Genomic DNA, 23,726 nt, shown 5'->3' on the forward strand with positions numbered 1-23,726 from the left:
ACGGGGTGAACTGAACGGCTTGCGGAGGCTGCATGGACTTACGACTGCTGCGCTATTTCTCGGTGCTCGCCGATGAACTGCACTTCGGCCGTGCAGCCACCCGGCTGCACATGTCGCAACCGCCCCTGAGCCAGCAGATACGCCTGCTGGAGGAAGCCCTGGGCACGCGCCTGTTCGAGCGCAGCCACCACCGGGTGGAACTGACCGAAGCCGGCCGTACCCTCAAGCAGCAGGTGCCGCTGGTGTTCGAGCAGCTGAACCGCGCGCTCGACCTCACCCGCCAGACCGCCCGTGGCCAGCTGGGCGAACTGGAGATCGGCATGATCAGCTCGGTGATGGTCGGCGTGCTGCCCAAGGCGTTGCACCGCTTCCGCACCCGCTACCCGGACGTGCGCTGGCGCCTGCACGAGATGACCCCGGCGGCGCAGCTGGTGGCGCTGAAGGAGCACCGCATCGACGTCTGCGTGTTCCGCGTCGGCCATGATGACCCCGGCCTGCGCAACGAGCTGCTGCTCTACGAACCCCTGCGCGCGGTGCTGCCGGCGGAGCACCCGCTGGCCCAGCGCGCGACCTTGGCGCCCGTCGACCTGGCGGGGGAGTTCTTCGTGACCCTGGAGCTGAACCAGTCGAGCTTCGCCAACTTCCTCGTGCAGTGCTGCGTGCAGGTGGGCTTCAGCCCGCTGATCCTGCAGCAGGTGATCGAGGTGCAGACGCTGCTCGGGCTGGTCCAGGCGGGGTTCGGCGTGGCGCTGCTCCCGGCTTCGCTGGAGCAGCTGGCGCCGGCCGGTGTGGTGTTCCGCCGCCTGCAGCCGCCGCTGCCGGAAGTGCCGCTGTACGCCATCTACCGGGCGGGGGATGACTCGGCGGTGCTGCAGCGCTTCCTCGAAACCCTGCGCGAACAGAGCGCCACCGAGCTGCCGTTGCCGGCCTGACGTCTAACGGGCCAGCCACTCCAGCATGCCCAGCCCGGCGCGGCGGCCGCTGGCGAAGCAGGCGGTGAGCAGGTAGCCGCCGGTGGGGGCTTCCCAGTCCAGCATCTCGCCGGCGCAGAACAGGCCGGGCAGGGCCTTGAGCATCAGCTTGTCATCGAGGGCTTCGAAGGGCACGCCGCCGGCGGAGCTGATGGCCTCATCCAGCGGGCGCGGGCGCACCAGGGTGATGGGCAATGCCTTGATGGCGGCGGCCAGGCGCGCCGGGTCGGTGAACACCTCGGCCGGGGTGAGCTCGCGCAGCAGCCCGGCCTTGACCCCGTCGATGCCCAGCTGGCTGTGCAGGTGCTTGGCCATGGAGCGCGCGCCGCGCGGCTTGGCCAGGGCCTTGATGACCTTCTCCAGCGGGTGGTTGGGCAGCAGGTCCAGGTGCACCGTGGCGCTGCCGTCGCGGGCGATGCGCTGGCGGATGCGTGCCGACAGCGCATAGACCAGGCTGCCCTCGATGCCGCCGGCGGTGAGCACGAACTCGCCCGGGCGGGGTGGCTCGTCGTCCAGGCGCAGGGCCACGGTCTTCAGCGGCGCACCGGCGAACTTGTCCTTCAGAAGTTGGCTCCAGCCTTCCACCTCGAAGCCGCAGTTGGCCGGTTGCAGCGGGGCGATGGCGACGCCACGGCCTTCCAGCAGCGGCACCCAGGCGCCGTCGGAACCCAGGCGCGCCCAGCTGCCGCCGCCCAGGGCGAGCAGGGTGGCGCGGGCTGCGACGCTGCGTTCGCCCTCCGCCGTGGCGATGCGCAGGTCGCCCTGTGCGTCCCAGCCCAGCCAGCGGTGGCGGGTGTGGATGGCCACGCCCGCTTCGCGCAGGCGCTTGAGCCAGGCGCGCAGCAGCGGCGCGGCCTTCATGTCGGTGGGGAACACGCGGCCGGAGGTACCGACGAAGGTGTCGATGCCCAGGCCGTGGATCCACGCGCGCAGCTCCTCGGCGCCGAAGCCGTGCAGCAGCGCGGCCACATCGTCGCGACGTTCGGCATAGCGGGAGAGGAAGGCGTCGCTGGGCTCGGAGTGGGTGATGTTCATCCCGCCGACACCGGCCAGGAGGAACTTGCGGCCCACCGAGGGCATGGCGTCGTAGAGGTCGACCCGCACGCCGGCGAGCGCCAGCGTTTCGGCGGCCATCAGGCCGGCGGGGCCACCGCCGATGATGGCGACGGGGAGGGAATTCTGGGTCATGGCGGGCTTGGCGAGGTTGGGCTGGCGCGCATTCTAGCGCAGGCCTCGCCAGCGGGCATGGGCGCCGCGCGGGGCGGCGCCCGGCGGGCTCACTGCTGCTGGCGCAGTTGCGGCTCGGCCTGCGGTTGTTGCTGGTATTGCTGCTCGATACGGGCCTGGGCAGCCTTGGCCCGCTCCACGTACTTCTGGTAGGCGGGGATGGCGATGGAGGCCAGGATGCCGATCACGAACAGCAGGGCGAAGCCGCCTGCCAGGCCGATCAGCCAGGCACTGCCCTTGGTGCGGCCGTACTTGGCGTTCCAGGTCTGGTCGCTGGTGCAGAAGAACACGATGGCCTCGATCAGCGAGATCAGGCTGGGGATGCCGGTGCCCCAGAACAGCAGGTAGAACAGCCCCCACCACTGGCCCAGGTAGAAGCGGTGGAAGCCGAGGCCGCCAAGGAAGAACGCGAGTACGCCGGCGGTGATCTTGCTCTTGGAATTCAGGTTCTGGTCGGCATGGCAGCGCGGGCAGGCCTGCGCGGTGGGCGCGATGGCGGCGCCGCAGTTGCGGCAGAACACGCTTTCCGCTTCGAGGTTGGCGCTGGGTGCCTGGTAGGCATGGACTTCCATGGAGACATCCTTGTGAGGGGGAAGCGGCGACTCTAGCAGTGGGCAGGAGCGGCTGCTAGCAGGTGGCCATGATTCTGTGAAGGCGGCGGGGATTGGGGGTTGTGGGTGTTTGGGGGAATGGTGGGGGGGTTGGGGGAGTTGCGAGTGGGGGGTTGGGATTAGGTGTATTCGGTGGGCAGAAGCGGAGCGCCGCCCGGCCCACCCTACGCTCCCCCACACCTCGCTCTACGCCGCGCTCTACGGCCATCCTGTGCCCCGTCTTACGCCGGCGTTGTGGCGGGTTAGGCGAGGCCCTGGCTGTGCCAGACGCGGGCGGCGCTGTGGTGGAGGATGCCGTGGCGGCGGGCGAGGGCGTGGCGGTCCTTGCTGTAGCCGCCGCCGATGACGCCGACCACGGGGATGTCGCGGCCCAGGCAGTGGCGCATCACCGCTTCGTCGCGGGCGGCGACGCCGGCATCGGTGAGCTTCAGGTAGCCCAGGGCATCGTCCTGGTGCACGTCCACGCCGGCGTCGTAGAGCACCAGGTCGGGCTGGTAGAGCGGCAGCAGGTAGTTCAACGCGTCGTCCACCACCCTGAGGTAGTCGGCGTCGCCCATGCCCATCGGCAGGGGGATGTCCCAGTCGCTCTCGGCCTTGCGCACGGGGAAGTTCTTCTCGCAGTGCAGGGACACGGTGATGGCCTCGGGTGTGTCGGCGAGGATGCACGCCGTGCCGTCGCCCTGGTGTACGTCGCAGTCGAAGATCAGCACGCGTCCGACCCGGCCGGCCGCCAGCAGGTAGCGGCTGATCACCGCCAGGTCGTTGAAGATGCAGAAGCCCGCCGGGAAGTCGTAATGGGCGTGGTGGGTGCCGCCAGCCAGGTGGCAGGCGAGGCCGTGCTCCAGGGCCAGCTCGGCGGCCAGCACCGAGCCGCCGACGGCGCGGATGGTGCGCCGGGCCAGGGCCTCGCTCCAGGGCAGGCCGAGGCGGCGCTGGTCCTCGTGGGCCAGCTCGCCCTGCAGGTAGCGGGCGATGTAGTCGGGGCAGTGGGCGAGGGCGAGGATGTCGGCCGGGCACAGCTCGGGGCGCAGCAACTGCTCGTCGCGGACCAGCCCGCTGTCCACCAGGTGGTCGCGCAGCAGGCGGAACTTCTCCATGGGGAAGCGGTGCCCGTCGGGGAAGGGCGGGCTGTAGTCGTCGTGGTAGACCAGCGGCAAAGGCATAATGCGGAGCTATTTTTCATCGGCCGGGGCGCAAGAGTACCCCGCTGGCTGTCCATGCCGTAAGCACCACCACGCTTGGAGGAACCGACCATGCCCCTCGAAACGCAGAGCCCACGCCTGTTGCTGCGCGCCTGGCGCGACGACGACCTCGATCCCTTGGCCGCGCTCTGCGCCGACCCCGAGGTGATGCGCTACTTCCCCGGCACCCAGAGCCGCGAGGAGGCCGCCGCGCTGATCCAGCGCGCCCGCGCCCACGCCGCCGAACACGGCTTCGGCCTCTGGGCCCTGGAGCGCAAGGACAACGGCGAATTCATCGGCTTCACCGGGCTGGGCAAGGTCGGCTTCGAGGCGCCCTTCACCCCGGCCACCGAGATCGGCTGGCGCCTGGCCCGCGCCCACTGGGGCCAGGGTTACGCCAGCGAGGCGGCGCGCGCAGCCCTGGCCTGCGCCTTCGACACCCTGCAGCTGGCCCAGGTGGTGGCCTTCACCACCCCGGCCAACACTGCCTCCAGCGCGGTGATGGAACGCATCGGCATGACCCGTGACGAGGCCGGCGACTTCGAGCACCCGAAGGTGGAAGTCGGTCACCCGCTGCGCAGCCACATCCTCTACCGCATCCACCGCCAGGATTGGCTGGAGCGGCCATGAGCGATGAGGTTCGCGCCTACCACGCCCTGAGCAAGCACCGCCCGGATGCCTGGGCCCCCGGTCCCGGGCACCTGGAGTGGTCGACCCAGCCGGCGCCGTTCCGCCGTTACGCGGGCGCCCGTTGCATCGCCCTGCCGCGCCGGCCGCTGGAGGAGACGCCGCGCTACGACCAGCCCTTCGCCGGGCCCGTCGGCGCCCCCGGGCCCTTCGATGCCGCCAGCATCGGCCAGCTGCTCTACGACAGCCTGGCCCTCTCGGCCTGGAAGGAGGACGGCGGCAACCGCTGGGCGCTGCGGGTCAACCCGTCCTCCGGCAACCTGCACCCCACCGAAGCCTACCTGCTGGCGCCGGCCGGCAGCCTGGAGGGCCCGGCCGTGCTGGCCCACTACGCACCGGACCTGCACGGCCTGGAGGTGCGCGCCGAGTTGCCCGCTGCCCTGGCGCTGCCGGCAGGCGGCTTGCTGCTGGGGCTTTCCAGCATTCACTGGCGCGAGGCCTGGAAGTACGGCGAGCGCGCCTACCGCTACTGCCAGCACGACCTCGGCCACGCCCTGGCGGCCATCGCCATCGCCGCCTCCGCCCTGGGCTGGCGGGTGCGTCTGCTGGGCCAGGTGCCCGATGCGCGGCTGGATGCACTGCTGGGGCTGGACCGGCCCGGCTTCGAGGAGGCCGAACGGGCCGACGCACTGCTGTGGATAAGTGCGCCGGACGCGCCGCTGCCCCGGCTGCCGGGCACCTTGCTCGACGGCCTGGCCGCGCTGGAGCTGGACGGCACGCCCAATCGTCTGTCCCGCGAGCAGCGCCACTGGCCGGAGCTGGAGCGGGTGCTGCAGCTATGCCGCGCCCCGGCGCAGGTCGATGGCGACGACGCCTTCACCCCCGGCCGGCAGACCGACGACAACCCCGGACTGCCGTTGCGTCCGCTGTTGCACCGGCGCCGCAGCGCCCAGGCCATGGACGGGCGCACCGGCATTCATGCCGACTTGCTGCTGGCCTGGCTGCGCCGGCTGATGCCGGAAAACTCGCCGGTGCCCCTGGCCCTGGCGGGGGCACCGCAGGTGGACCTGCTGCTGTTCGTGCACCGCGTGCAGGGCCTGGAGCCCGGCCTCTACTGGCTGGCCCGTGGCGCCGCGCCGGAGGCCGAGCTGGCGCAGGGGCTGCGGGAGGATTTCCTCTGGCGACGGGTGCCCGGCGAACTGCCGCTGTACCGCCTGCTGGAAGGTGATGCACGGGGTCTGGCGGGCTTCCTCTCCTGCGGGCAGGACATCGCCGCCGACGGCTGCGTCGCCCTGGCCATGCTGGCGCGCTTCGACCAGGCCCTGGAGCAGGGCGCCTGGCGCTACCCGAGGCTGTTCTGGGAATGCGGCCTGCTCGGCCAACTGCTGTACCTGGAAGCCGAGGCGGCGGGGCTTTCCGGCACCGGCATCGGCTGTTATTTCGACGATGCGGTGCATGAACTGCTCGGACTTGCCGACAGCCGCTGGCAAAGTCTTTACCATTTCACCCTTGGCCGCGCCCGCTGGGATGAGCGCCTGACGACGGCACCGGCCTATCCTGAATGAACTCGACCCCGACCCTGAACGGGGCAGCCGCCTTGCAGAGGAGATACCCCACATGACCCAGGTGCTGGATGATCTGGTCGCCTTGCTGAGCCTCGAATCCATCGAGGAGAACCTCTTCCGTGGCACCAGCCAGGACCTGGGCTTCCGCCAGCTGTTCGGCGGCCAGGTGCTCGGTCAGTCGCTGTCGGCGGCCAGCCAGACGATGGAAGAGGAGCGCCACGTGCACTCCATGCACGGCTACTTCCTGCGCCCGGGCGACGCCACCCTGCCGGTGGTCTACACCGTGGACCGGGTGCGCGACGGCGGCAGCTTCAGCACCCGGCGGGTGACGGCGATCCAGAAGGGCCAGCCGATCTTCACCTGCAGCGCCTCGTTCCAGGCCGACGAGAACGGCTTCGAGCACCAGATCACCATGCCCCAGGTGCCTGGGCCGGAGAACCTGCCCTCGGAGCTGGAGCTCACCCGGCAGAACGCCCACCTGATTTCCGAGCGCATGCGCGACAAGTTCCTCTGCGACAAGCCCATCGAAATCCGCCCGGTCACCGCCAACAACCCCTACGACCCCAAGCCCGGCGAGCCGATCAAGTACGTCTGGTTCCGCGCCGACGGCAACCTCCCGGACATCCGCGCCCTGCACAAATACGTGTTGGCCTATGCCTCGGACTTCGGCCTGCTGACCACCGCCATGCTGCCCCACGGGGTTTCGGTGTGGCAGAAGTTCATGCAGGTGGCCAGCCTCGACCACTCGCTGTGGTTCCACCGCGACCTGCGCGCGGACGACTGGCTGCTGTACTCCATGGACAGCCCCTGGTCCGGCAACGCCCGCGGCTTCTCCCGCGGCAGCATCTTCAACCGCGCCGGCCAACTGGTGGCCTCGGTGGCCCAGGAAGGCCTGACCCGCGTGCGCGAAGACTGGAAATAACCCCCGCGCCCACCCCGTAGGAGCGAGCTCTGCTCGCGAAGCGCTCCGCCGAGTGGGCCATGGCGTAGCGCCCGACTCCGCTGGTGGACATAAAAAGCGATGTCCACCCGCCCGAAATGCCCCGGTGCCCCACGACGACCGGGCCCGGGTAGGGTGGATGACGCTCTTCTCATCCACCAATCGGTGTTCCCGGCCTGCACCCTGGGCGAGTTTTGCACCGCATGGGTTTCGCTGCGCTCTACCCATCCTACGTGTGCCTTGCAGGTGCTTCGTAGGATGGGTAGAGCCGTGCGAAACCCATCACCTCGGTATCCCAGGCGTCCCCAAGGCCGGCCTCAGGACAACTGCTGCTTCAATGCCTCGCTCTGGCCGAGGACGCGGGGCATGTCTTCGTAGCGGATCCACCATTGGCCTTGCCATTCCATGAGGTTGACCTGGTGGTGGCCCTGCCATTTCAGCAGGCGGCGACGGGGCTGGTGGTCGGGCGTGCGTTGGCCGTCGAGGAGGGCGGGGAGCACTTCCTGGGTGATCCACTGGCGCAAGCTGCGGTTTTCCGGGTGGTAGAAGTTCACCAGCAGCAGGCTGTGCAGGCCGCTTTCGTTCACCAGCAGCTCGTCGGTGAATTGCCCGGCCTCGTGGCGCAGGGTTTCCTGGCGCCACTGGTCGGCGTCGAGCTTGGCGGTGAGGCGCATGTCCAGGCGGCTGTTGGTGAGGCGGGCGAGGTCGCGGCAGCAGAACCAGGGCAGGCCGTCGATCAGCACGACGTTGAGGGGGCGGCGGTAGCGGATGAAGCGCGTGGCGATGCGGTAGTCAGTCATGGCGCGCCTCCGGGGTGGAGGGGCGGCAGGTGATGCGCTGTTGCGACTGGATGGCTCGCATGTTCCAGAACTCCTGTGCTGGACGTGGAGCCGCCACCGAGGGGAAGGGTGGCGGACCGTGCGAGGGTAGAGCCCGGTCTGCTTGTGCGTGAACCGGAGGGTTTGCACCCACCTCGCACAGTCCGCCATAGACTGCCAGCCCGACGATTTTCAGGCTCGTGGGCTGCTATGGCGTGTGTGCTGCACCAGCAAGTACGGGGCTCTACTCCCGGTCATGACCAAGGCCATGACGGGGCGAGAAGCTACCCAGCGGCTTTGTAGGACGGCAATGCAGTTGTCATGTAGGGATCGGCCTGCAGTCCACTCCCCGTCATTTGTTTATCCCGCTGTAAGACCCTGAGTGAAATATTTCCAACGAGTCGATGTTATTAGGCGATTTGCTGTAGGAGAATCCGCTCAAGTCTTTATTGCCAATCGCAATTTAAACCCGTCCGAACAGTGCTAATGCGTTTAAAAACGCATACTGGCTATTTGCTCTTTATTTCGTAAGTAAAACGCTATTTATTCTTCCTCTTATTTCCTACAAGGCCCTGAAAGCCGCGCCAATACATAGGTTTGAAGCCATGTAGGCCCTGTGATGGCACGTTGCGCCAGCGTGCTGGCACCTTCAGCTTTTTGAACGCCGCCGAATTTCTACTACGGTCCCATTCATTGGTACGCAAGTGCTCGTGGAGTCTTGGGTGTTGTAGGAGTTTTCATAATGAACCGCGCTCAGTTTTTGATTTCGTCCCTCGTGCTTCTGCCTCTTTCCACCACTCTGGAGGCCGCCGGGACGGTCCAGGGGCAGTTGGGTGTGCAACTCGTCATCGGCGCCGGCTGCACCGTGAACAACGGCAGCAACAACGGCAGTGCGAACACATTCGGCAGCATCGCCTTCGGTACCTACCCGAGCTTGAACAGCATCATCGAGGCCCAGTCCGTGGGGGCTTCGGCGGGCAGTTCGTTCGGCGTGACCTGCACCACCGGCACCAACTATTCGGTGGCGCTGGATTCGGGCCTGCATGCCACCGGCAACCAGCGCAACATGAGTGCCGGCGCCACCGATGTGATCGCCTACAACCTCTACAAGGAGGCGGCGCGCACCACGCTCTGGGGCAACGGCAGCAACGGCGGCACGGCCCTGGCCGCCACCGGCACCGGCGCCAACCAGGAGCTGGTGGTGTATGGCCGCGTACCGCCGCAGACGACACCCGCCACCGGCACCTACACCGATACCGTCCAGGTGACCATCACCTGGTAAGCGTTGTGACCGGGCCCGGCGCCCGGCAATGACCACTGCGACACGGAAGTAAGACTCACAGCCAGGAACCGCCATGGTCTGCCATTGCGACAGCAAGTGGATGTGGCTGGTGCTGATGGTTTCGACGACGGTCTGTCCGTCGATCCATGCCGCCAGCAAGAGCGCCACCATCGGAATAGCCGCTGAAGTCCTGCCGGCCTGCAGCGCCGGCAGCACGGTACCGGCGACCCTCGGCCAGTTCGGCACCCTGGATTTTGGCACCCACTTCAACCTCGCCGCGCAGGTCACCGTGGTCGGCACGGCGGGAGCCGGTGCACTGCGGGTCAACTGCCTGACCAGCACCCCCTATCGCGTACTGATCAGCGCCGGCGGCAGCGGCAACGTCAATGCCCGCCGCATGACCGGGCCCTCGGCGGCCCAGGTCAGCTACAACCTCTACACCTCCGCCACCTACGCCACCGTGTGGGACAACAGCATCGGCGTCACCGGCACCGGCAACGGCCAGGACCAACTGCTGCCGGTTTACGGCCGCGTGCCGGTGCAGGCCGCGCCGCTGTCGGGCACCTACACCGACACCGTCACCGTGACGGTGAGCTGGTGATGTTGCGCCGGCCCCTGGTCGCCAGCCTGGCCCTGCTGCCGGGCCTGGGCTGCTTCGCCGACACGGGCCTCAACGAGCTGCAGATCACCCAGCTGTTCGAGATCAAGGCGGCGGTGACCGCCGGCTGCATCCTGGGCAGCGGCAGCAGCGACGTGACCACCTACGGCAGCATCAACTTCGGCCAGGTCAGCACCCTGCCCAGCGACGTGACGCGGGTCAGCACGGTGGGCAACGGCTCAATCCAGCTGCAGTGCACGCCCGGCACCTCGCTGAGCATCGCCCTCAACGCCGGGCTCAACACCGCCAGCGTCACCGGCGGCCGTTACATGATCAAGGGCGCCGAGACCCTGCGTTACCAGTTGTACAAGGACGCCGGCTACAGCGCCGTCTGGGGGGATGGCAGCAACGGCGCCACGGCCATGAGCCTGACCTACAGCGCCACCAGCGGCACCCAGTCCTACCCGGTGTATGCGCGGCTGTTCGCGGTGGCGACCATGCCCAGCGCCGGGATCTACAACGACACGGTGACCGTCACCGTGACCTATTGAGAAGGGGAAGCCCATGCACCGAACCGCCCTAGGACATGGCCTGCGCACCGGCGTCATCGCCGCCTTGCTGGGGCTGGGCCTGACGGCGGCGAACACGGCCATGGCGGCGAGCTCGGTGCTGATCTGGCCGATCAACCCGACCATCGAGGCCGAACAGAAGGCCGCCGCGCTGTGGCTGGAGAACCGTGGCCAGCAACCCGTCGACCTGCAGGTGCGGGTGATGACCTGGCGCCAGGGCAACTTCGACGACCAGCTCGACGCCCAGCGCACCATCATCGGCAGCCCGCCGGTGGTGACCATCGCCCCGGGCAAGCGACAGATGATCCGCCTGATCGCCACCCAGCCGGCGCCGGCCGGCACCGAGCAGGCCTACCGGGTGCTGGTGGACGAGATGCTGCGCCCCGATGCCCAGGTCGACCCGCAGCTGGGGGTGAAATTCCAGATGCGCTATTCGGTGCCGCTGTTCGTGTTCGGCGGTGGCGCGGGGCCGGAGCCGGTGAGCGGCGCCAAGCCCCGCGAGGGGGTGCAGATCCTGCAGCCCAGGCTCAGCTATCAGGTGCGCCAGGAAGGAGGCCGGCGCTACCTGTTCCTCAGCAACCAGGGGCCGGCCCATGCCCGGCTGTCCAAGGTATCGCTGCGCCAGGGGGGCGCCAGCACACTGATCGCCGATGGCCTGCTGGGCTACGTGCTGCCCGGCGCGCAGATGCGCTGGCAACTGCCGGAGCGGGCGCCGAGCGGCAATTTCGTGCTGGAGGCGCGGATCAACGAGCAGGCCGAGCCCCAGCCGATACCGGCCCATTGAACAGCGGCCGGGCGACTGCCGAAGGATGGCGCATATTGGGGGCAACGGGCGCAACACAACGGCATGGGCATGGCGCCTGTGGGGCGGGCTGCTGCTCGTTCTGCTGCTGGGCGGCGCGCCCTGGGCGGCCGAGCCCAACCCGCCGCCCGCCGAGGCCGCCGCAGCTGCGCCCGTCGACTCCAGCCCAGGACCGGGCCCGGGCGAGCCGGCGGCCACCGACCCTGGCGCGGCGCCGGGGGAGTACACCCTCTACCTGGAGCTGGTGGTCAACGAGATGCCTACCGACAAGGTGGTGCCGGTGATCGTCCGTGCTGGCCGCTATTGGGTCGAGGCCGAGGACCTGCGTGGCGCTGGCGTGCGCCTGCCCGAGGGCGCCAGCGGGCCCCAGGCGCTGGATGCCATCGAGGGCCTGGGCAGCGAGTACGACCAGGAGCTGCAACGCCTGAAGCTGACGCTGCCCAGCGAGTGGCTGCCGCGCCAGGAGGTGGGTGATACCAGCGTGTATGCGCGCACCCCGGCCCGCGCCGACTTCGGCGCGCTGTTCAACTACGACCTCTACTACACCGACAGCGATGCCGGGCAGCGCTACGCCAGCACCTGGCTGGAGCAGCGCCTGTTCGGCAGCCGCGGCACCCTGGGCAATACGGGCGTGTACCGCAAGAGCTTCGGCGACAGCGAGGGCGAGGGGGACGGCTACGTGCGCTACGACACCCTGTGGACCCTCAACGACCAGGAGAGCCTGCGCACCTTGCAGGTGGGCGACCTGGTCACCGGGGCGCTGACCTGGAACAGCGCGGTGCGGGTGGGCGGCGTGCAGGTGTCGCGTAACTTCGGCCTGCGCCCGGACCTGGTCACCTACCCCCTGCCGCGCTTCAGCGGCGATGCCGCGGTGCCGAGCACGGTGGACCTGTTCATCAACAATGCGCGGGTCAGCAGCGACGACCTGCAGCCCGGCCCCTTCACCGTGAGCAACGTGCCCTACATCAGCGGCGCGGGCACCGCCACGGTGGTGACCACCGACGCCCTGGGGCGCCAGGTGTCCACCGACGTGCCCTTCTACGTGACCAACACGCTGTTGCAGAAGGGCCTGTACGACTACTCCCTGGGTGTGGGCAAGCTGCGCGAAGACTACGGCGTGAAGAGCTTCGCCTATGGCAGCACGGTGAGCAGCGGCACCTTCCGCTACGGCATCAGCGACGCCTTCACCCTGGAGAGCCACGCCGAGCTGGGCGAGGAACTGCGCCTGGGCGGGCTCGGCGGCACCTTCGGCCTGGGCAACTGGGGCACCCTCGGCACCTCGTTTTCCCAAAGCACCTATGAGGGCCTGCGCGGCCATCAGGCCAGCCTCGGCTACAGCTATTACTCGCCGCTGTTCGGCTTCGCCTTCCAGCGTGTGCAGCGCAGCTCGGGCTTCGTCGACGTCAGCCAGGTGAGCGCCCTGGAGCTGGGCCGCGAGGAACTGGGCCTGGCGCGGCGCACCGACCAGGTGACCTTCTCGGTGAGCCCGGAGGAGATCGGCAGCCTCGGCATCGGCTACTTCGCCAGCGAGACCCGCAGCGGCGAGCGCACCCGCGTGCTGAACTTCTCCTGGTCGCGCAGCCTGTGGGCCAACAGCAGCCTGTACGTGTCGATGAACCGCGAGCTGGGCACCTCGGGCTATTCAGCCCTGGTGCAGCTGATCATGCCGTTCGACATGCTCTCCACCTTCAGCGCCAGCGTCGAGCGCGACACCAACGGCAAGTACCGCGAGCGGGTCAACTACGGGCGCACCGCACCGAGCCAGGGCGGCGTCGGCTACAACCTCAGCTACGCCGCCGGTGGCGGCCGCTACACGCAGGCCGACGTCACCTGGCGCACGCCTTATACGCAGATGCAGCTGGGCGTGTACGACAACGATGGCGAGCGCACCCAGTGGGGCGATATCAGCGGCTCGCTGGTGTGGATGGACGGCGGGGTGTTCCCCAGCAACCGCATCAACGACGCCTTCGTGCTGGTCAGCACCTCGGGCTTCGCCGACGTGCCGGTGAACTTCGAGCACCAGCTGCTGGGCCACACCGACAGCCGCGGTCACCTGCTGGTGCCCTGGGTGCCGTCCTACTACCGCGCCAATTACGAAATCGACCCCCTGGGCCTGCCGGGCAACGTGCGTATCCCGGATGTCTCCCAGGAGATTGCCGTGCACCAAGGCAGCGGCGCCCTGCTGGAGTTCCCCATGGCGCGGGTGGTGGCGGCGAGCATCCTGCTGATCGACGTGCGTGGCGAGGTGCTGCCGCGCGGCGCCATCGCCCGGGTCGAGGGGCGCGACCTGGAGGCCTATGTGGGCTGGGACGGGCTGGTGTATTTCGAGGGGCTGGAGCTGCGTAACGCGTTGCGCGTGGAGCTGCCCGACGGCAGCCACTGTGCGGTGACGGTGGAGCTGAAGAGCCTGGACGAGGAACTGGCGCAGATCGGCCCGCTGACCTGTCGCTGACCTGCACGAACGAGGAACGAGTCATGGATGCGAAGCGCAATATCCTCTCCCTGCTGCTACTGGCGCTGCTCTGGCTGGGTGCGGGGCGCGCGTGGGCGGCCTGCACCACGGTGAACCCGGCGGTGAGCCTGGGCAGCGTCAGCTCCTTCACCATGAACGCCTCGGCCCAGGGCAACCTGGGGGGCGCCGGGCTGACCTGCGCGACCTTCCTGTCCCTGCTGGCGGCCAACTATGTACAGGTGACGCTGCAGTCCACTGCGCCGGTGCTCAGCGATGGCAACGGCAACAGCATTCCGCTGAAGGTGTTCGTCACCAACGGCGGCGCCGAGATCACCCCCGGCTCCACGGTGCAGCTGAGCAGCCTGGCGGTGCTGGCGCTGCTGACCAACGCCAGCACTGGCATCAACCTGTACTTCCAGGCCCAGGCGGCCAATATTCCCGCCGGCACCTACACCACCAATGTGGTGTTCACCTGGCGCTACGCCATCTGCGAATCCGGGGTGCTCAACTCCTGCTCCTGGCAGCGCAGCCCCGGCGTCACCCAGAACTGCCCGCTCGGCCTCTGCGGCGCGCCCACCAACTGGGGCACCGGGGTGACCGCCACCAGCACCGTGACCATCGTAGTGACCAAGGCCTGTGCGCTGAACAGCTACCAGAACGTCGACCTCGGTAGCCAGGCGCTGGTCAGCCAGTTCGCCTCGGTGACCCGCGCCATCACCCTGACCTGCACCAGCGACGAGGGTTACCTGGTCAGCTTCGACAACGGCCAGAACTACCAGGCGCCCTGGCGACGCATGGCCAGCGGCGCCAACCGCCTGGGCTACAACATCTACTTCCCCAATACGACGACGGTGTGGACCACCACGCAGAACCTGTCGCAGAAAGGCACGGGATTGCTGCAGACGGTGAACTTCCAGGTGACCGTCGACCCCACGCAGGCCAACGTGCCGGTGGGTACCTACATCGACAACGTGACCCTGATCATCAACTACTGACGGGACGGTGTACCCTGGCGCGCTGTTTCCCGAACCGTCCGGAGTAGAGACATGGGCCTGGCGCAGTTCCGCCATTGGGTGTTCGACATGGATGGCACCCTGACGATTGCCGTTCACGATTTCGCCGCGATCCGCCGCGAGCTGGCGATTCCCCCGGAGGATGACATCCTCCATCACCTCGCCGCGCTGCCGGCGGAAGAGGCCCGCGCCAAGCACGCCTGGCTGCTGGAGCACGAGCGCGAGCTGGCGCTGAATGCACGCCCGGCGGCCGGTGCCGTGGAGCTGGTGCGCCACCTGCACGCATGCGGCGTGCGCCTGGGCATCCTCACCCGCAACGCCCGCGATCTGGCGCTGCTGACGCTGCAGGCCATCGGCGTGGACGATTGCTTCGCCCCGGCCGACATCCTCGGCCGCGACGAGGCGCCACCCAAGCCGCACCCGGGTGGCTTGCTGCACCTGGCCGAGCGCTGGGCCGTGGCGCCGGACGAGATGGTGATGGTGGGCGACTACCGCTTCGACCTCGACTGCGGCCGCGCCGCCGGCAGCGCCACGGTGCTGGTCAACCTGCCGGAAAACCCCTGGCCCGAGCTTACCGATTGGTACGCCGAGGATTGCGCGCAGCTGTTGCTGTTGGCGCGGTAGGTCCGGGTCGTATCGTGCGCTGCCTCGCGGGTTGCACCCGCCCTACAGGTGATTGCATGCCGTAGGGCGGGTGAAACCCGCGGTGATGAACGGGCTAAAGGTCCCGTGCGGTGAAGGTGTCGCAACGGTTGATGTCGCCGCGCTCGAAGCCGGTCTTGAACCAGCGCACCCGCTGGGCCGAGGTGCCGTGGGTGAAAGAGTCGGGCACCACCTGGCCGCGTGCCTGTTTCTGCAGGCGGTCGTCGCCGATGGCGTTGGCGGCGTTGAGGGCTTCTTCCAGGTCACCCGGCTCCAGCCAGTCCAGGCGTTTCTGCGCGTGGAAGGCCCAGACGCCGGCGAGGCAGTCGGCCTGGAGTTCCTGGCGCACCAGCAGGCCGCTGGCGCCTTCCATCTTCTGGCCGCGCTGGCGCGCGGCATTGACCTTGGCGGAGACGCCGAGCAGCGTCTGTACGTGGTGGCCCACCTCGTGGGCGATGACATAGGCCTGGGCGAAGTCGCCGGCGGCGGAGAAGCGCTGGGCCATTTCGCGGAAGAAGTCCAGGTCCAGGTACACCTGGCGATCGCCGGGGCAGTAGAAGGGGCCGACCGCCGAGGAGGCGAAGCCGCAGGCCGATTGCACGCCGCCGTTGAACAGCATCAGTTTCGGGTCCTGATACTGGCGGCCGCCCTGCTGGAAGATGGCCTGCCAGGTGTCTTCGGTATCGCCGAGCACAGCGCGCACGAACTCCGCTTCCTGGTCGTCCCCCGGTGGCGCGCCGCTATGAGGGGGCGCGGTGGAGAGGCTGGCCTGGCCGGCGAGCTGGCCGAGGATGGTCAGCGGGTCTTCACCCATGAGCAGGCCGACCACCACCACCAGGGCGATGCCGCCCAGCCCGATGCTCTTGCCGCCGCCGAGGCGCATGCCGCCACTGCCGCTGCCGCGCGCATCCACCACGTTGTCGCTGCGTCTCGCCCGTTGCCAGCGCATGTGCCGATCCTTGTTCTTGTCGAGGCATTGAGTGTCGTAGCTGGCGGCGGGGTGCGCCAGCCCGGTCGTCAGCCGAGGCGGCCCGGCTCCGGCAGCAGGCGCGCTTGGGCCAGCAGTTGCACGGCGCCGCCGACCTGCACGCGGCCCTCACCGGTGACCTGTACATCCAGCCGGCTGGGGCGGCCGAGGAAGCGCCCCTGGTTGAGGGCGAAGCCCTGCTCGCGGCGCTCCAGGCCCCGCTGTACCAGCCAGGCGGCGACCGGGCCGGCGGCGCTGCCGGTGGCGATGTCTTCGACCACGCCGAGGGGGTCCCAGGTGCGGCCTTCGCGGGCGTCGATGTCGAGGAGGAAGACGAAGGCCGCGCCTATGGCCGCCAGGTCGTCATCCAGCGGACGTTGCTGGCGGGCATTGGCCAGCCCGGCGCCGGTCACCGGCAGCAGCAGGTAGGGCAGGCCGGTGCTGACCACCTGCGGCGGGTGGCGGCTGTCCCATTCGCTGCCGAACGCGGCGGCGAAGCCTTGGGCGGCGCGGGCGTCCAGCTCGACGCCGAACTCGGCGATGCCCTGGTCCATCTCCGCGTAGAAGCCGTGGCCCTGGCGGCGGGTGGCCAGGGTGACGCGCTTGTCGCGCAGTTGCAGGGCCCATTCGGCGTGCTCGCCCGGGGCGTGCAGGTGGTGCAGCAGGGCGGCGGCGCCGAGGATCGGGTGGCCGGCGAAGGGCAGCTCCTCTTCCACGGTGAACACCCGCGCGGCGAACTCCCCGGGCTGGGCACCCGGCTCTAGGAAGATCGACTCGAACTGGCGCAGCTCCTGGGTCAGCGCCTGCATGGCAGCGGGCGACAGGCCCCGGGCGTCGGGGAACACCGCCAGGCCGTTGCCGGCCAGCACGCGTTCGGCGAATACATCGACTTGCCAGTAATCCATTGCTGCTCCTCGGAAACGCGCGCGGCCGCCCAGGGGCGGCCGCGCTGTGTGGGGTAGGGGAGCGCTAGTGTGCCGGATACTCGGCCAGCACGTTCTGCTGACCTTGCGCCGATACGCCGATCACCTGGTAGGCGTCCTGCATGCCGTCCATCTCCATGCCCGGCGAGCCCATGGGCATGCCCGGCACGGCGGCGCCGATCAGGTCCTTGCGCTCCCGCAGCTTGAGCACGTCGCTGGCCGGCACATGGCCTTCGACGAACTTGCCGTCGACCACGCCGGTGTGGCACGAGCCCAGGCTGTGGGGCACGCCGAGGCGGGTCTTGACCGAGGCCATGTCGCGCTCGACGTGGTCGTTGACCTGGATGCCGTTGTCCCGCAGGTGGCTGATCCAGGCCTTGCAGCAGCCGCAGTTGGGGTCGCGGTAGACGTCCATGGAAACGGTCTCCGCCGCCTGGGCGAAGAGGGGGGCGAAGAGCAGGGAGGCGAGAAGGGCGCGGCGCATGGGAAAGCTCCTGAACGTGGAATGGGCGACAGCTTATGCCTGTCGCCGCTGCGCTGCGCGCCGCGGCTGTTACGGGATGTACGCCGGTTGATATGGGTCAGTTTTCCCCGTTTCCGGGGACGCGTGCGTTGCCCTCGTAGGATGGGTAGAGCGGAGCGAAACCCATCAATGGGGCGCGCCAGGGAAAACGGCGTGCCGATCCCGGCTCCGCCTGGTGGAGGTAAAAAGCGACCTCCACCCGTACCGACCCTGTCCGCGTGTTGGCTGGGCGGCCTCAAGGCGCCGGCCGTGCGGGGAAGTCCTTCAGCAGCTCGGCCACGGCCCGGTCGAAGCCTTGCTGGGTGAGCTTGGGGTCGTGCAGCTGGCGGCTGATCTGCGCTTCGAACAGCACCCGCTCGTCGAAGCCGTCGAGGATGCGCAGGGCGAGGCGGGCGCGTTCGTCCTGGGTCAGCTCGGTCTGGTTGTAGAGGGCGCCGCCGGGGGTGACCACCGGTCGCATGGTCACGCCTGGCTCCGGCGCCAGGCCCAGGGCGTAGATGATGGTCAGGTCGCTGCCGTGCTCCTGGTAGCGGTAGCCTTTGGCTTCCAGGGCCTTGTGCAGGGCGTTGTCGAAGCGTTCTTCCAGGTCCTGGCGGTGCCCCGGGGCACGCACCGGCTGGATGCTGAAGGTCATGTAGTGGCTGGTGCGCGCGGCCGGGGCGACGGTGACGCCGTCGTCGGGGGGCGCGGCGCAGGCGCCCAGCAGCATGGCGAGCAGCGGCAGGCTGAGGCGGGGCGGCAGCATGGGTGACTCCTTGGAATGGTCCTGGCTAGAGCCTAGCCGTGGCCCTGGCCCGGCGGCCCCGACCTTGCGATGGGTTGGGCGAACGAAACCCGCTGCGGCGGGTCTTTTGCAGATCGCTGCCGATCGGGAGGAGAAAGGCGATGCTACTTGCCCGGCTGATTCTGGTGGTCCAGATCCTGGTGTTCGCGGGTTTCGGCCTGGCCTACTGGTTCCGCCCCTACGAGATGGCCAACCTCAGCGGCATGCTGCTGATGGAAACCACCTCGGTAAGCAACGTGCGCGTCTACTACGGCGGCCTGCAGATCGGCCTGGCGCTGTTCCTGCTCTGGGCCCTGCGCGGCCGCGAGCTGATGCGCGCGGCGCTGATGATGCTGTTGCTGGTGCAGTCCGCCCTGGCCCTGGCGCGCATCGGTTCCCTATGGCTGGACGACGGCACCCTGCAGAACTTCGACATCAGCTCCCTGGCCTACAAGGTGGCCACTGCGCTGCTGGCCGGCGTGGCCCTGGTGCAGCTGGCGCGCTACCAGGAACCGGTGGCGGACACCGCGCTGATCGGCGACCTGGACGACGAGGTCAGCGAGCCGCTGCGCCGGGGCGGCATCCGCGAAGGGTTGGTGGAACGCATCGACGAAGCGGCACCGCTGCCGCCGGAAAGGCCCTGATACAGAGCCGTCGCACACGGGGCGACGGCCTGCCGGGCAGGCTTGGGAAACTTGCCTATCCTTTGGTTTTCAAGCCGATGACGGAGGCGGTCCCATGGATATAGAAGCCCTATTTTCCAACCTGCACACCTTGCCCAGCATTCCCAAGGTGGCGCAGGACCTGATCCAGCAATTCGATAGCCCGACCTCCAGCCTGGATGGCGTGGCGCGCAATATCGCCCTCGACCCGGTGATCGCCGCCAAGGTGCTGCGCCTGGCCAACTCCGCGCGCTTTCGCGGGGCGCGGGAGTCCACCAGCATCGAGGATGCGGCCATGCGCCTGGGCTTCAACACCCTGCGCACCCTGGTGATGGCTTCGGCCGTGACCGGCGCCTTCAAGGCCTCGCCCAATTTCGACCTCAAGGGCTTCTGGCTGCACAGCTTCCAGGTGGCGAGCATCAGCCGCCTGCTGGCCAAGCAGAAGGGCGTGGACCCGGACACGGCGTTCACCTGCGGGATGATGCATGACATCGGCGAACTGCTGATCCAGACCGGCGCCCCCGAGTTCGCCGAGAAGCTCAACAGCGGCAAGGGCGGGGCCACCGGGCGTGCCGCCAGCGAAACGCTGCAACTGGGGTTCGGCTACCCGGAAGTGGGGGCAGAGCTGGCGCGGCGCTGGCAGCTGCCGGCGGTGATCCAGCAGGCCATCGCCTACCAGGCGCGCCCGATGCAGGCGCCGGCCGATGCCTTGCTGCCGCGCATCCTCGCCCAGGCGGTGCTGGTCAGCGAGGCGCTGCAGGCCCATGGCGGCGCCACCGAGGAGGCGCGGCAATCCCTGGAAGGCCCGCTGGTGGAAGGCGTGGACCTGGACGCGCTGTTCGCGGCGTTGCCGGCGGTGCTGGAGGCGGACAAGGCCTTCGCCGAACTGCTCACCTGAAAACCGACGCTTGACTTGGCGCAGCGGCAGGAATAATTTCCAGACCCATGAAATCGACCTCCCTGATGCTGCGCCAACAGATTATTACCGCCATTACATACTTGGCGGGTTGACCAGTACCTACAAAGAAACCCGCCCTCGAGGCGGGTTTCTTCTTTCTGTCTCCTGGGCCCCAAGCGAACCGCAGGAGACGCCATGCAACCTTCCCCCCTCGTCCAGGCCGTGCAACAGGCGGACCAGCTGATCAATGCCGGGCGTTTCGATGCGCTGATGGATTTCTACACCGACGACGCCGTGCTGGTGGTGCGCCCGGGCCTCAACGTCCAGGGCCGCGACGGCATCCGCCGCGCCTTCGATGCCATCGCCGCGCATTTCCAGCACAGCCTCTGGGTCAGCCAGCGCGACCTGCAGGTGGTGGAGACCGGCGACACCGCCCTGGTGATGGGCCGTGCGCGCATCCAGTGGCGCTCCAGCGACGGCTTCCTGTCGTTCCTCGAACGCAAGGCCACCTACGTGTTCCGCCGCCAGGCCGACGACAGCTGGCGCTGCGCCGTGGACAACTCCTATGGCACCGACCTGCTCGATGCCGTCACCGGGGAGGCCGTGGCATGACCGACTCACTGCTCAAGGGCTATGTGCAGAAGATCCTCCGCGCGCCGGTCTACGACGTCGCCATCCAGACGCCCCTGCAACCGGCGCCGCGCCTGTCCCAACGCCTCGGCAACGCCGTGCTGCTCAAGCGCGAGGACCTGCAGCCGGTGTTCTCCTTCAAGATCCGCGGCGCCTACAACCGCGTGTCCCAGCTCAGCGCCGAGCAACGCGCACGGGGCGTGATCGCCGCCTCCGCCGGCAACCACGCCCAGGGCCTGGCCCTGGCGGCGCGCCAGCTGGGCATCGAGGCGACCATCGTCATGCCGCGCACCACACCGGAGCTCAAGGTCCAGGGCGTGCTGGCCCGGGGCGGCAAGGCGGTGCTCCACGGCGACGCCTTCCCCGAGGCCCTGGCCCATGCGTTGCGCCTGGCCGAGGAGCAGGGCCTGACCTTCGTGCCGCCCTACGACGACCCCGACGTGATCGCCGGCCAGGGCACCGTGGCCATGGAGATCCTGCGCCAGCAGCCGGGCGAGCTGGATGCCATCTTCGTGCCGGTGGGCGGTGGTTCGCTGATCGCCGGCATCGCCGCCTATGTGAAATACCTGCGTCCCGAGGTGAAGGTCATCGGCGTCGAGCCGGAGGATTCCAACTGCCTGCAGGCCGCCATGGCCGCTGGCGAGCGCGTGGTGCTGGAGCAGGTGGGGCTGTTCGCCGACGGCGTGGCCGTGGCGCAGATCGGCGCGCACAACTTCGAGGTCTGCCGCCAGTATGTGGACGAGGTGCTCACTGTCAGCGCCGACGAAATCTGCGCGGCGATCAAGGACATCTACGACGACACCCGCTCCATCACCGAGCCGGCCGGCGCCCTGGCCGTGGCCGGGATCAAGAAGTACGTGGCCCGCGAGCGCTGCGAGGGCCGCACCCTGGTGGCCATCGACTCGGGCGCCAACGTCAACTTCGACCGCCTGCGCCACGTGGCCGAGCGCGCCGAGCTGGGCGAGCAGCGCGAAGCGATCATCGCCGTGACCATTCCCGAGCGCCCGGGCAGCTTCCGCGCCTTCTGCGAGGCCCTGGGGCGGCGGCAGATCACCGAATTCAACTACCGCTTCCACAGCGAAGCCGAGGCGCACATCTTCGTCGGCGTGCAGACCCACCCGGAGAACGACCCGCGCGACGCGCTGGTGAGCGGCCTGCAGGCCCAGGGCTTCCCGGTGCTGGACCTGACCGACAACGAGCTGGCCAAGCTGCACATCCGCCACATGGTCGGCGGCCGTGCCGACGGCGCCCTGCACGAGCGCCTGCTGCGCTTCGAATTCCCCGAGCGGCCCGGCGCGCTGCTGAACTTCCTCAACCAGTTGGGCGGGCGCTGGAACATCAGCCTGTTCCACTACCGCAACCACGGCGCCGCCGACGGCCGCGTACTGGCCGGCCTGCAGGTGCCCGACCACGAGCTGCACCTGCTGCCCGGGGCGCTGGACGCCATCGGCTACCCCTGGTGGGACGAAAGCGACAACCCGGCCTATCGCCTGTTCGTGGGGTGATGGGCGTGATGAATCGCCACTTTGTGGGGGCGACATGCACTTTCCGTAGGATGCACGCGGGTGGGTTTGGAGCGGCTTTCTGTAGGGGCGACTTCAGTCGCCAAGCGGCGCGCAGCGCCGCCGCTGTTCCCCGGCAGGCTCATTACCGTGTGTAGCAGCATGGGTTTCGCTGCGCTCGCGGAACGCCGCCCGACCCATCCTACGGGAGGTGTGGGGCGACGCCGCGCCCTTGTGGGAGCGAATTCATTCGCGATCGGGGCGCCAGGCGGTCACCTCGGCCCGTTTCCGAGCGCGCCTCACCTCTGCATTGGTGGAGGTAAAAAGCGACCTCCACCCTTGTATCTCGACTAACTACCCCTTCAGGGGTAATAGTTCCCGACTGATCATCGGGGGAGGGGCTGGAAGTCGTGTCCACCCTTAGGCCCTGAGCCTGCGACGTAGATAGTGCTCCGCCCCTCCACACTCACTCGAACAGCCCGAACGGTATCTTGAGCCCAGAGCTCGCATTCACAAGGTTGGGCCGGGTGCAGTGATGATCGCATTTGGAACGATCAGGAGGAGCACACATGCCCAGTGTCATTGGTGTCGACATTGCGAAGCACACGTTTGATATCGCCACCCTGCAGGCGAACGGCAAGTACCGCACCAAGGCCAAGTTGGCCAACAGCGAGGCGGGCTTTCGCACGCTGCAGGAGTGGCTGAACAAGCACAGCGAGGCGGGTGCCTGGGTCGTGATGGAAGCCACCGGCATCCACCATGAAGCCCTGGCCGAATGGCTGCTGGAGCAGAACTATCGGGTCTGCGTCCTCAACCCAGCGCAAATCGCTCACTACGCCCGCAGTCAGCTGCAGCGCGTGAAAACTGACAAGGTCGACGCCAAGCTGATCGCCGAATACGGCGAGCGCCACCAAGATGAGCTACGGCCCTGGCAGCCTGAACCTCGCGCCATACGGCGCCTGAAAGCACTGATGCGGCGCCTGGCGGATCTGCAGGAAATCCAGCAGATGGAGAGCAATCGCCTGGAGGTGGCCGATACCAGCGTGCAGGAGTCGATCCGCTCAGTGTTGCGGCACATCGAGCAACAGATCGAGGAAACCCTCAAGGCCATCAACAACCACATCGACAATGACCCGGATCTGCGCGGCAAACGTGATCTGTTGACCAGCATCGATGGCATCGCGGACAAGACAGCCGCCCTGATCCTGGCGGAGCTGGGCGACCCTCATCGCTTCACCAGCAGCCGCGCGATTACCGCCTTTGCCGGGCTCAATCCGCGTTTGCAGGAGTCTGGTAAGTACCGGGGGCAGACCCGCATTTCCAAGATGGGCTCATCGCGGCTGCGTGCTGGGCTGTACATGCCTGCCGTTTGCGCCCTGCAGCACAACGGGGCGATCAAAGCGATGAGAGAACGCCTCAGAGCCAAGGGCAAGACCGGCATGCAGATCATCTGCGCAGCGATGCGTAAGCTGCTGAACATCGCTTATGGCGTCTTGAAATCGGGCCAGCCGTACGACGTAAAACTGGCCCTTGCTCACTAGGGATCAAGACGGTATCTAC

At 68.3% G+C, this 23,726-nt stretch carries 24 protein-coding genes; 16 read left to right on the forward strand and 8 right to left on the reverse strand.

Annotated elements, in window-relative coordinates; translation table 11 throughout:
* The first annotated feature begins 32 nt into the window (after positions 1 to 32).
* Entirely contained in the window at positions 33 to 932 is a 900-nt protein-coding gene (locus tag PSm6_RS14965; protein WP_265170471.1) for a LysR substrate-binding domain-containing protein, read from the forward strand.
* 3 nt (positions 933 to 935) lie between these two features.
* Here PSm6_RS14965 and PSm6_RS14970 read toward each other — a convergent pair whose 3' ends face one another.
* The 3 genes from PSm6_RS14970 to PSm6_RS14980 all read right to left on the reverse strand — a co-directional run bounded on the left by PSm6_RS14970 (position 936) and on the right by PSm6_RS14980 (position 3,972).
* Positions 936 to 2,159, reverse strand: a complete 1,224-nt coding sequence (locus PSm6_RS14970; RefSeq protein WP_021217545.1) for a TIGR03862 family flavoprotein — start codon at positions 2,157 to 2,159, stop codon at positions 936 to 938.
* Between the two features lie 89 nt (positions 2,160 to 2,248).
* Positions 2,249 to 2,770 (reverse strand): NINE protein, encoded by a 522-nt coding sequence (locus tag PSm6_RS14975; RefSeq protein WP_021217546.1) that lies wholly within the window; start codon positions 2,768 to 2,770, stop codon positions 2,249 to 2,251.
* 281 nt (positions 2,771 to 3,051) lie between these two features.
* Positions 3,052 to 3,972: a histone deacetylase family protein gene (locus PSm6_RS14980; RefSeq protein ID WP_265170472.1), complete on the reverse strand. Its 921-nt coding sequence runs from the start codon at positions 3,970 to 3,972 to the stop codon at positions 3,052 to 3,054.
* A gap of 90 nt (positions 3,973 to 4,062) precedes the next feature.
* Here PSm6_RS14980 and PSm6_RS14985 point away from each other — a divergent pair, with 90 nt between their 5' ends.
* From PSm6_RS14985 to tesB, 3 genes are read left to right on the forward strand one after another with little or no spacing between them, the layout of a single operon-like run.
* The gene (locus PSm6_RS14985) at positions 4,063 to 4,620 is read left to right on the forward strand and encodes a GNAT family N-acetyltransferase (RefSeq protein WP_021217548.1); all 558 of its coding nucleotides are present in this window, start codon (positions 4,063 to 4,065) and stop codon (positions 4,618 to 4,620) included.
* Positions 4,617 to 6,182: a SagB/ThcOx family dehydrogenase gene (locus PSm6_RS14990; RefSeq protein WP_265170473.1), complete on the forward strand. Its 1,566-nt coding sequence runs from the start codon at positions 4,617 to 4,619 to the stop codon at positions 6,180 to 6,182. The genes PSm6_RS14985 and PSm6_RS14990 overlap by 4 nt, the downstream gene beginning before the upstream one ends.
* A gap of 52 nt (positions 6,183 to 6,234) precedes the next feature.
* A complete protein-coding gene (tesB, locus tag PSm6_RS14995) occupies positions 6,235 to 7,104 on the forward strand; it encodes an acyl-CoA thioesterase II (RefSeq protein WP_184492074.1) in 870 nt (289 codons plus the stop codon).
* A gap of 335 nt (positions 7,105 to 7,439) precedes the next feature.
* Here the strand turns inward: tesB and PSm6_RS15000 are convergent, their stop codons facing one another.
* Complete coding sequence (locus PSm6_RS15000) at positions 7,440 to 7,922, reverse strand: BRO-N domain-containing protein (RefSeq protein ID WP_021218835.1); 483 nt, start codon at positions 7,920 to 7,922, stop codon at positions 7,440 to 7,442.
* A gap of 853 nt (positions 7,923 to 8,775) precedes the next feature.
* On the opposite strand from PSm6_RS15000, the gene PSm6_RS15005 reads away from it, so the two are divergent.
* From PSm6_RS15005 to PSm6_RS15035, 7 genes are all read left to right on the forward strand, one after another.
* Positions 8,776 to 9,222: a Csu type fimbrial protein gene (locus PSm6_RS15005; protein ID WP_263403929.1), complete on the forward strand. Its 447-nt coding sequence runs from the start codon at positions 8,776 to 8,778 to the stop codon at positions 9,220 to 9,222.
* A gap of 73 nt (positions 9,223 to 9,295) precedes the next feature.
* Positions 9,296 to 9,823 (forward strand): Csu type fimbrial protein, encoded by a 528-nt coding sequence (locus PSm6_RS15010; protein WP_265170474.1) that lies wholly within the window; start codon positions 9,296 to 9,298, stop codon positions 9,821 to 9,823.
* Positions 9,823 to 10,371: a Csu type fimbrial protein gene (locus PSm6_RS15015; protein WP_021218832.1), complete on the forward strand. Its 549-nt coding sequence runs from the start codon at positions 9,823 to 9,825 to the stop codon at positions 10,369 to 10,371. The genes PSm6_RS15010 and PSm6_RS15015 overlap by 1 nt, the downstream gene beginning before the upstream one ends.
* 13 nt (positions 10,372 to 10,384) lie before the next feature.
* On the forward strand, positions 10,385 to 11,173 hold the full coding sequence (locus tag PSm6_RS15020) for a fimbrial biogenesis chaperone (RefSeq protein WP_021218831.1): 789 nt from the start codon (positions 10,385 to 10,387) through the stop codon (positions 11,171 to 11,173).
* 25 nt (positions 11,174 to 11,198) lie between these two features.
* Entirely contained in the window at positions 11,199 to 13,643 is a 2,445-nt protein-coding gene (locus PSm6_RS15025) for a fimbria/pilus outer membrane usher protein (RefSeq protein WP_265170475.1), read from the forward strand.
* A gap of 23 nt (positions 13,644 to 13,666) precedes the next feature.
* A complete protein-coding gene (locus tag PSm6_RS15030) occupies positions 13,667 to 14,638 on the forward strand; it encodes a Csu type fimbrial protein (protein ID WP_265170476.1) in 972 nt (323 codons plus the stop codon).
* A gap of 51 nt (positions 14,639 to 14,689) precedes the next feature.
* On the forward strand, positions 14,690 to 15,280 hold the full coding sequence (locus PSm6_RS15035; protein WP_265170477.1) for an HAD family hydrolase: 591 nt from the start codon (positions 14,690 to 14,692) through the stop codon (positions 15,278 to 15,280).
* A 94-nt stretch (positions 15,281 to 15,374) separates the two neighbouring features.
* Here PSm6_RS15035 and ypfJ read toward each other — a convergent pair whose 3' ends face one another.
* The 4 genes from ypfJ to PSm6_RS15055 form a co-directional block, all read right to left on the reverse strand.
* Positions 15,375 to 16,247, reverse strand: a complete 873-nt coding sequence (gene ypfJ / locus PSm6_RS15040; RefSeq protein WP_265170478.1) for a KPN_02809 family neutral zinc metallopeptidase — start codon at positions 16,245 to 16,247, stop codon at positions 15,375 to 15,377.
* Between the two features lie 68 nt (positions 16,248 to 16,315).
* A complete protein-coding gene (locus PSm6_RS15045; protein WP_265170479.1) occupies positions 16,316 to 17,170 on the reverse strand; it encodes a PhzF family phenazine biosynthesis protein in 855 nt (284 codons plus the stop codon).
* A gap of 64 nt (positions 17,171 to 17,234) precedes the next feature.
* Positions 17,235 to 17,672: a DUF411 domain-containing protein gene (locus tag PSm6_RS15050; protein WP_265170480.1), complete on the reverse strand. Its 438-nt coding sequence runs from the start codon at positions 17,670 to 17,672 to the stop codon at positions 17,235 to 17,237.
* 274 nt (positions 17,673 to 17,946) lie between these two features.
* The gene (locus tag PSm6_RS15055; RefSeq protein WP_021218824.1) at positions 17,947 to 18,456 is read right to left on the reverse strand and encodes a DUF4136 domain-containing protein; all 510 of its coding nucleotides are present in this window, start codon (positions 18,454 to 18,456) and stop codon (positions 17,947 to 17,949) included.
* A gap of 140 nt (positions 18,457 to 18,596) precedes the next feature.
* Here PSm6_RS15055 and PSm6_RS15060 point away from each other — a divergent pair, with 140 nt between their 5' ends.
* From PSm6_RS15060 to PSm6_RS15080, 5 genes are all read left to right on the forward strand, one after another.
* Complete coding sequence (locus PSm6_RS15060) at positions 18,597 to 19,118, forward strand: DUF4345 domain-containing protein (RefSeq protein ID WP_021218823.1); 522 nt, start codon at positions 18,597 to 18,599, stop codon at positions 19,116 to 19,118.
* Positions 19,119 to 19,212: 94 nt separating this feature from the next.
* Positions 19,213 to 20,034 (forward strand): HDOD domain-containing protein, encoded by an 822-nt coding sequence (locus PSm6_RS15065; RefSeq protein WP_021218822.1) that lies wholly within the window; start codon positions 19,213 to 19,215, stop codon positions 20,032 to 20,034.
* Positions 20,035 to 20,229: 195 nt separating this feature from the next.
* The gene (locus tag PSm6_RS15070) at positions 20,230 to 20,646 is read left to right on the forward strand and encodes a YybH family protein (RefSeq protein WP_021218821.1); all 417 of its coding nucleotides are present in this window, start codon (positions 20,230 to 20,232) and stop codon (positions 20,644 to 20,646) included.
* Complete coding sequence (gene ilvA / locus PSm6_RS15075; RefSeq protein ID WP_265170481.1) at positions 20,643 to 22,169, forward strand: threonine ammonia-lyase, biosynthetic; 1,527 nt, start codon at positions 20,643 to 20,645, stop codon at positions 22,167 to 22,169. Before PSm6_RS15070 ends, ilvA begins: the two co-directional genes overlap by 4 nt.
* 566 nt (positions 22,170 to 22,735) lie before the next feature.
* Positions 22,736 to 23,707, forward strand: coding sequence for an IS110 family RNA-guided transposase (locus PSm6_RS15080; RefSeq protein ID WP_265167663.1), 972 nt, complete (start codon positions 22,736 to 22,738; stop codon positions 23,705 to 23,707).
* Positions 23,708 to 23,726: the final 19 nt, after the last annotated feature.

The organism is Pseudomonas solani, from assembly GCF_026072635.1.
Classification (GTDB): domain Bacteria; phylum Pseudomonadota; class Gammaproteobacteria; order Pseudomonadales; family Pseudomonadaceae; genus Metapseudomonas; species Metapseudomonas solani.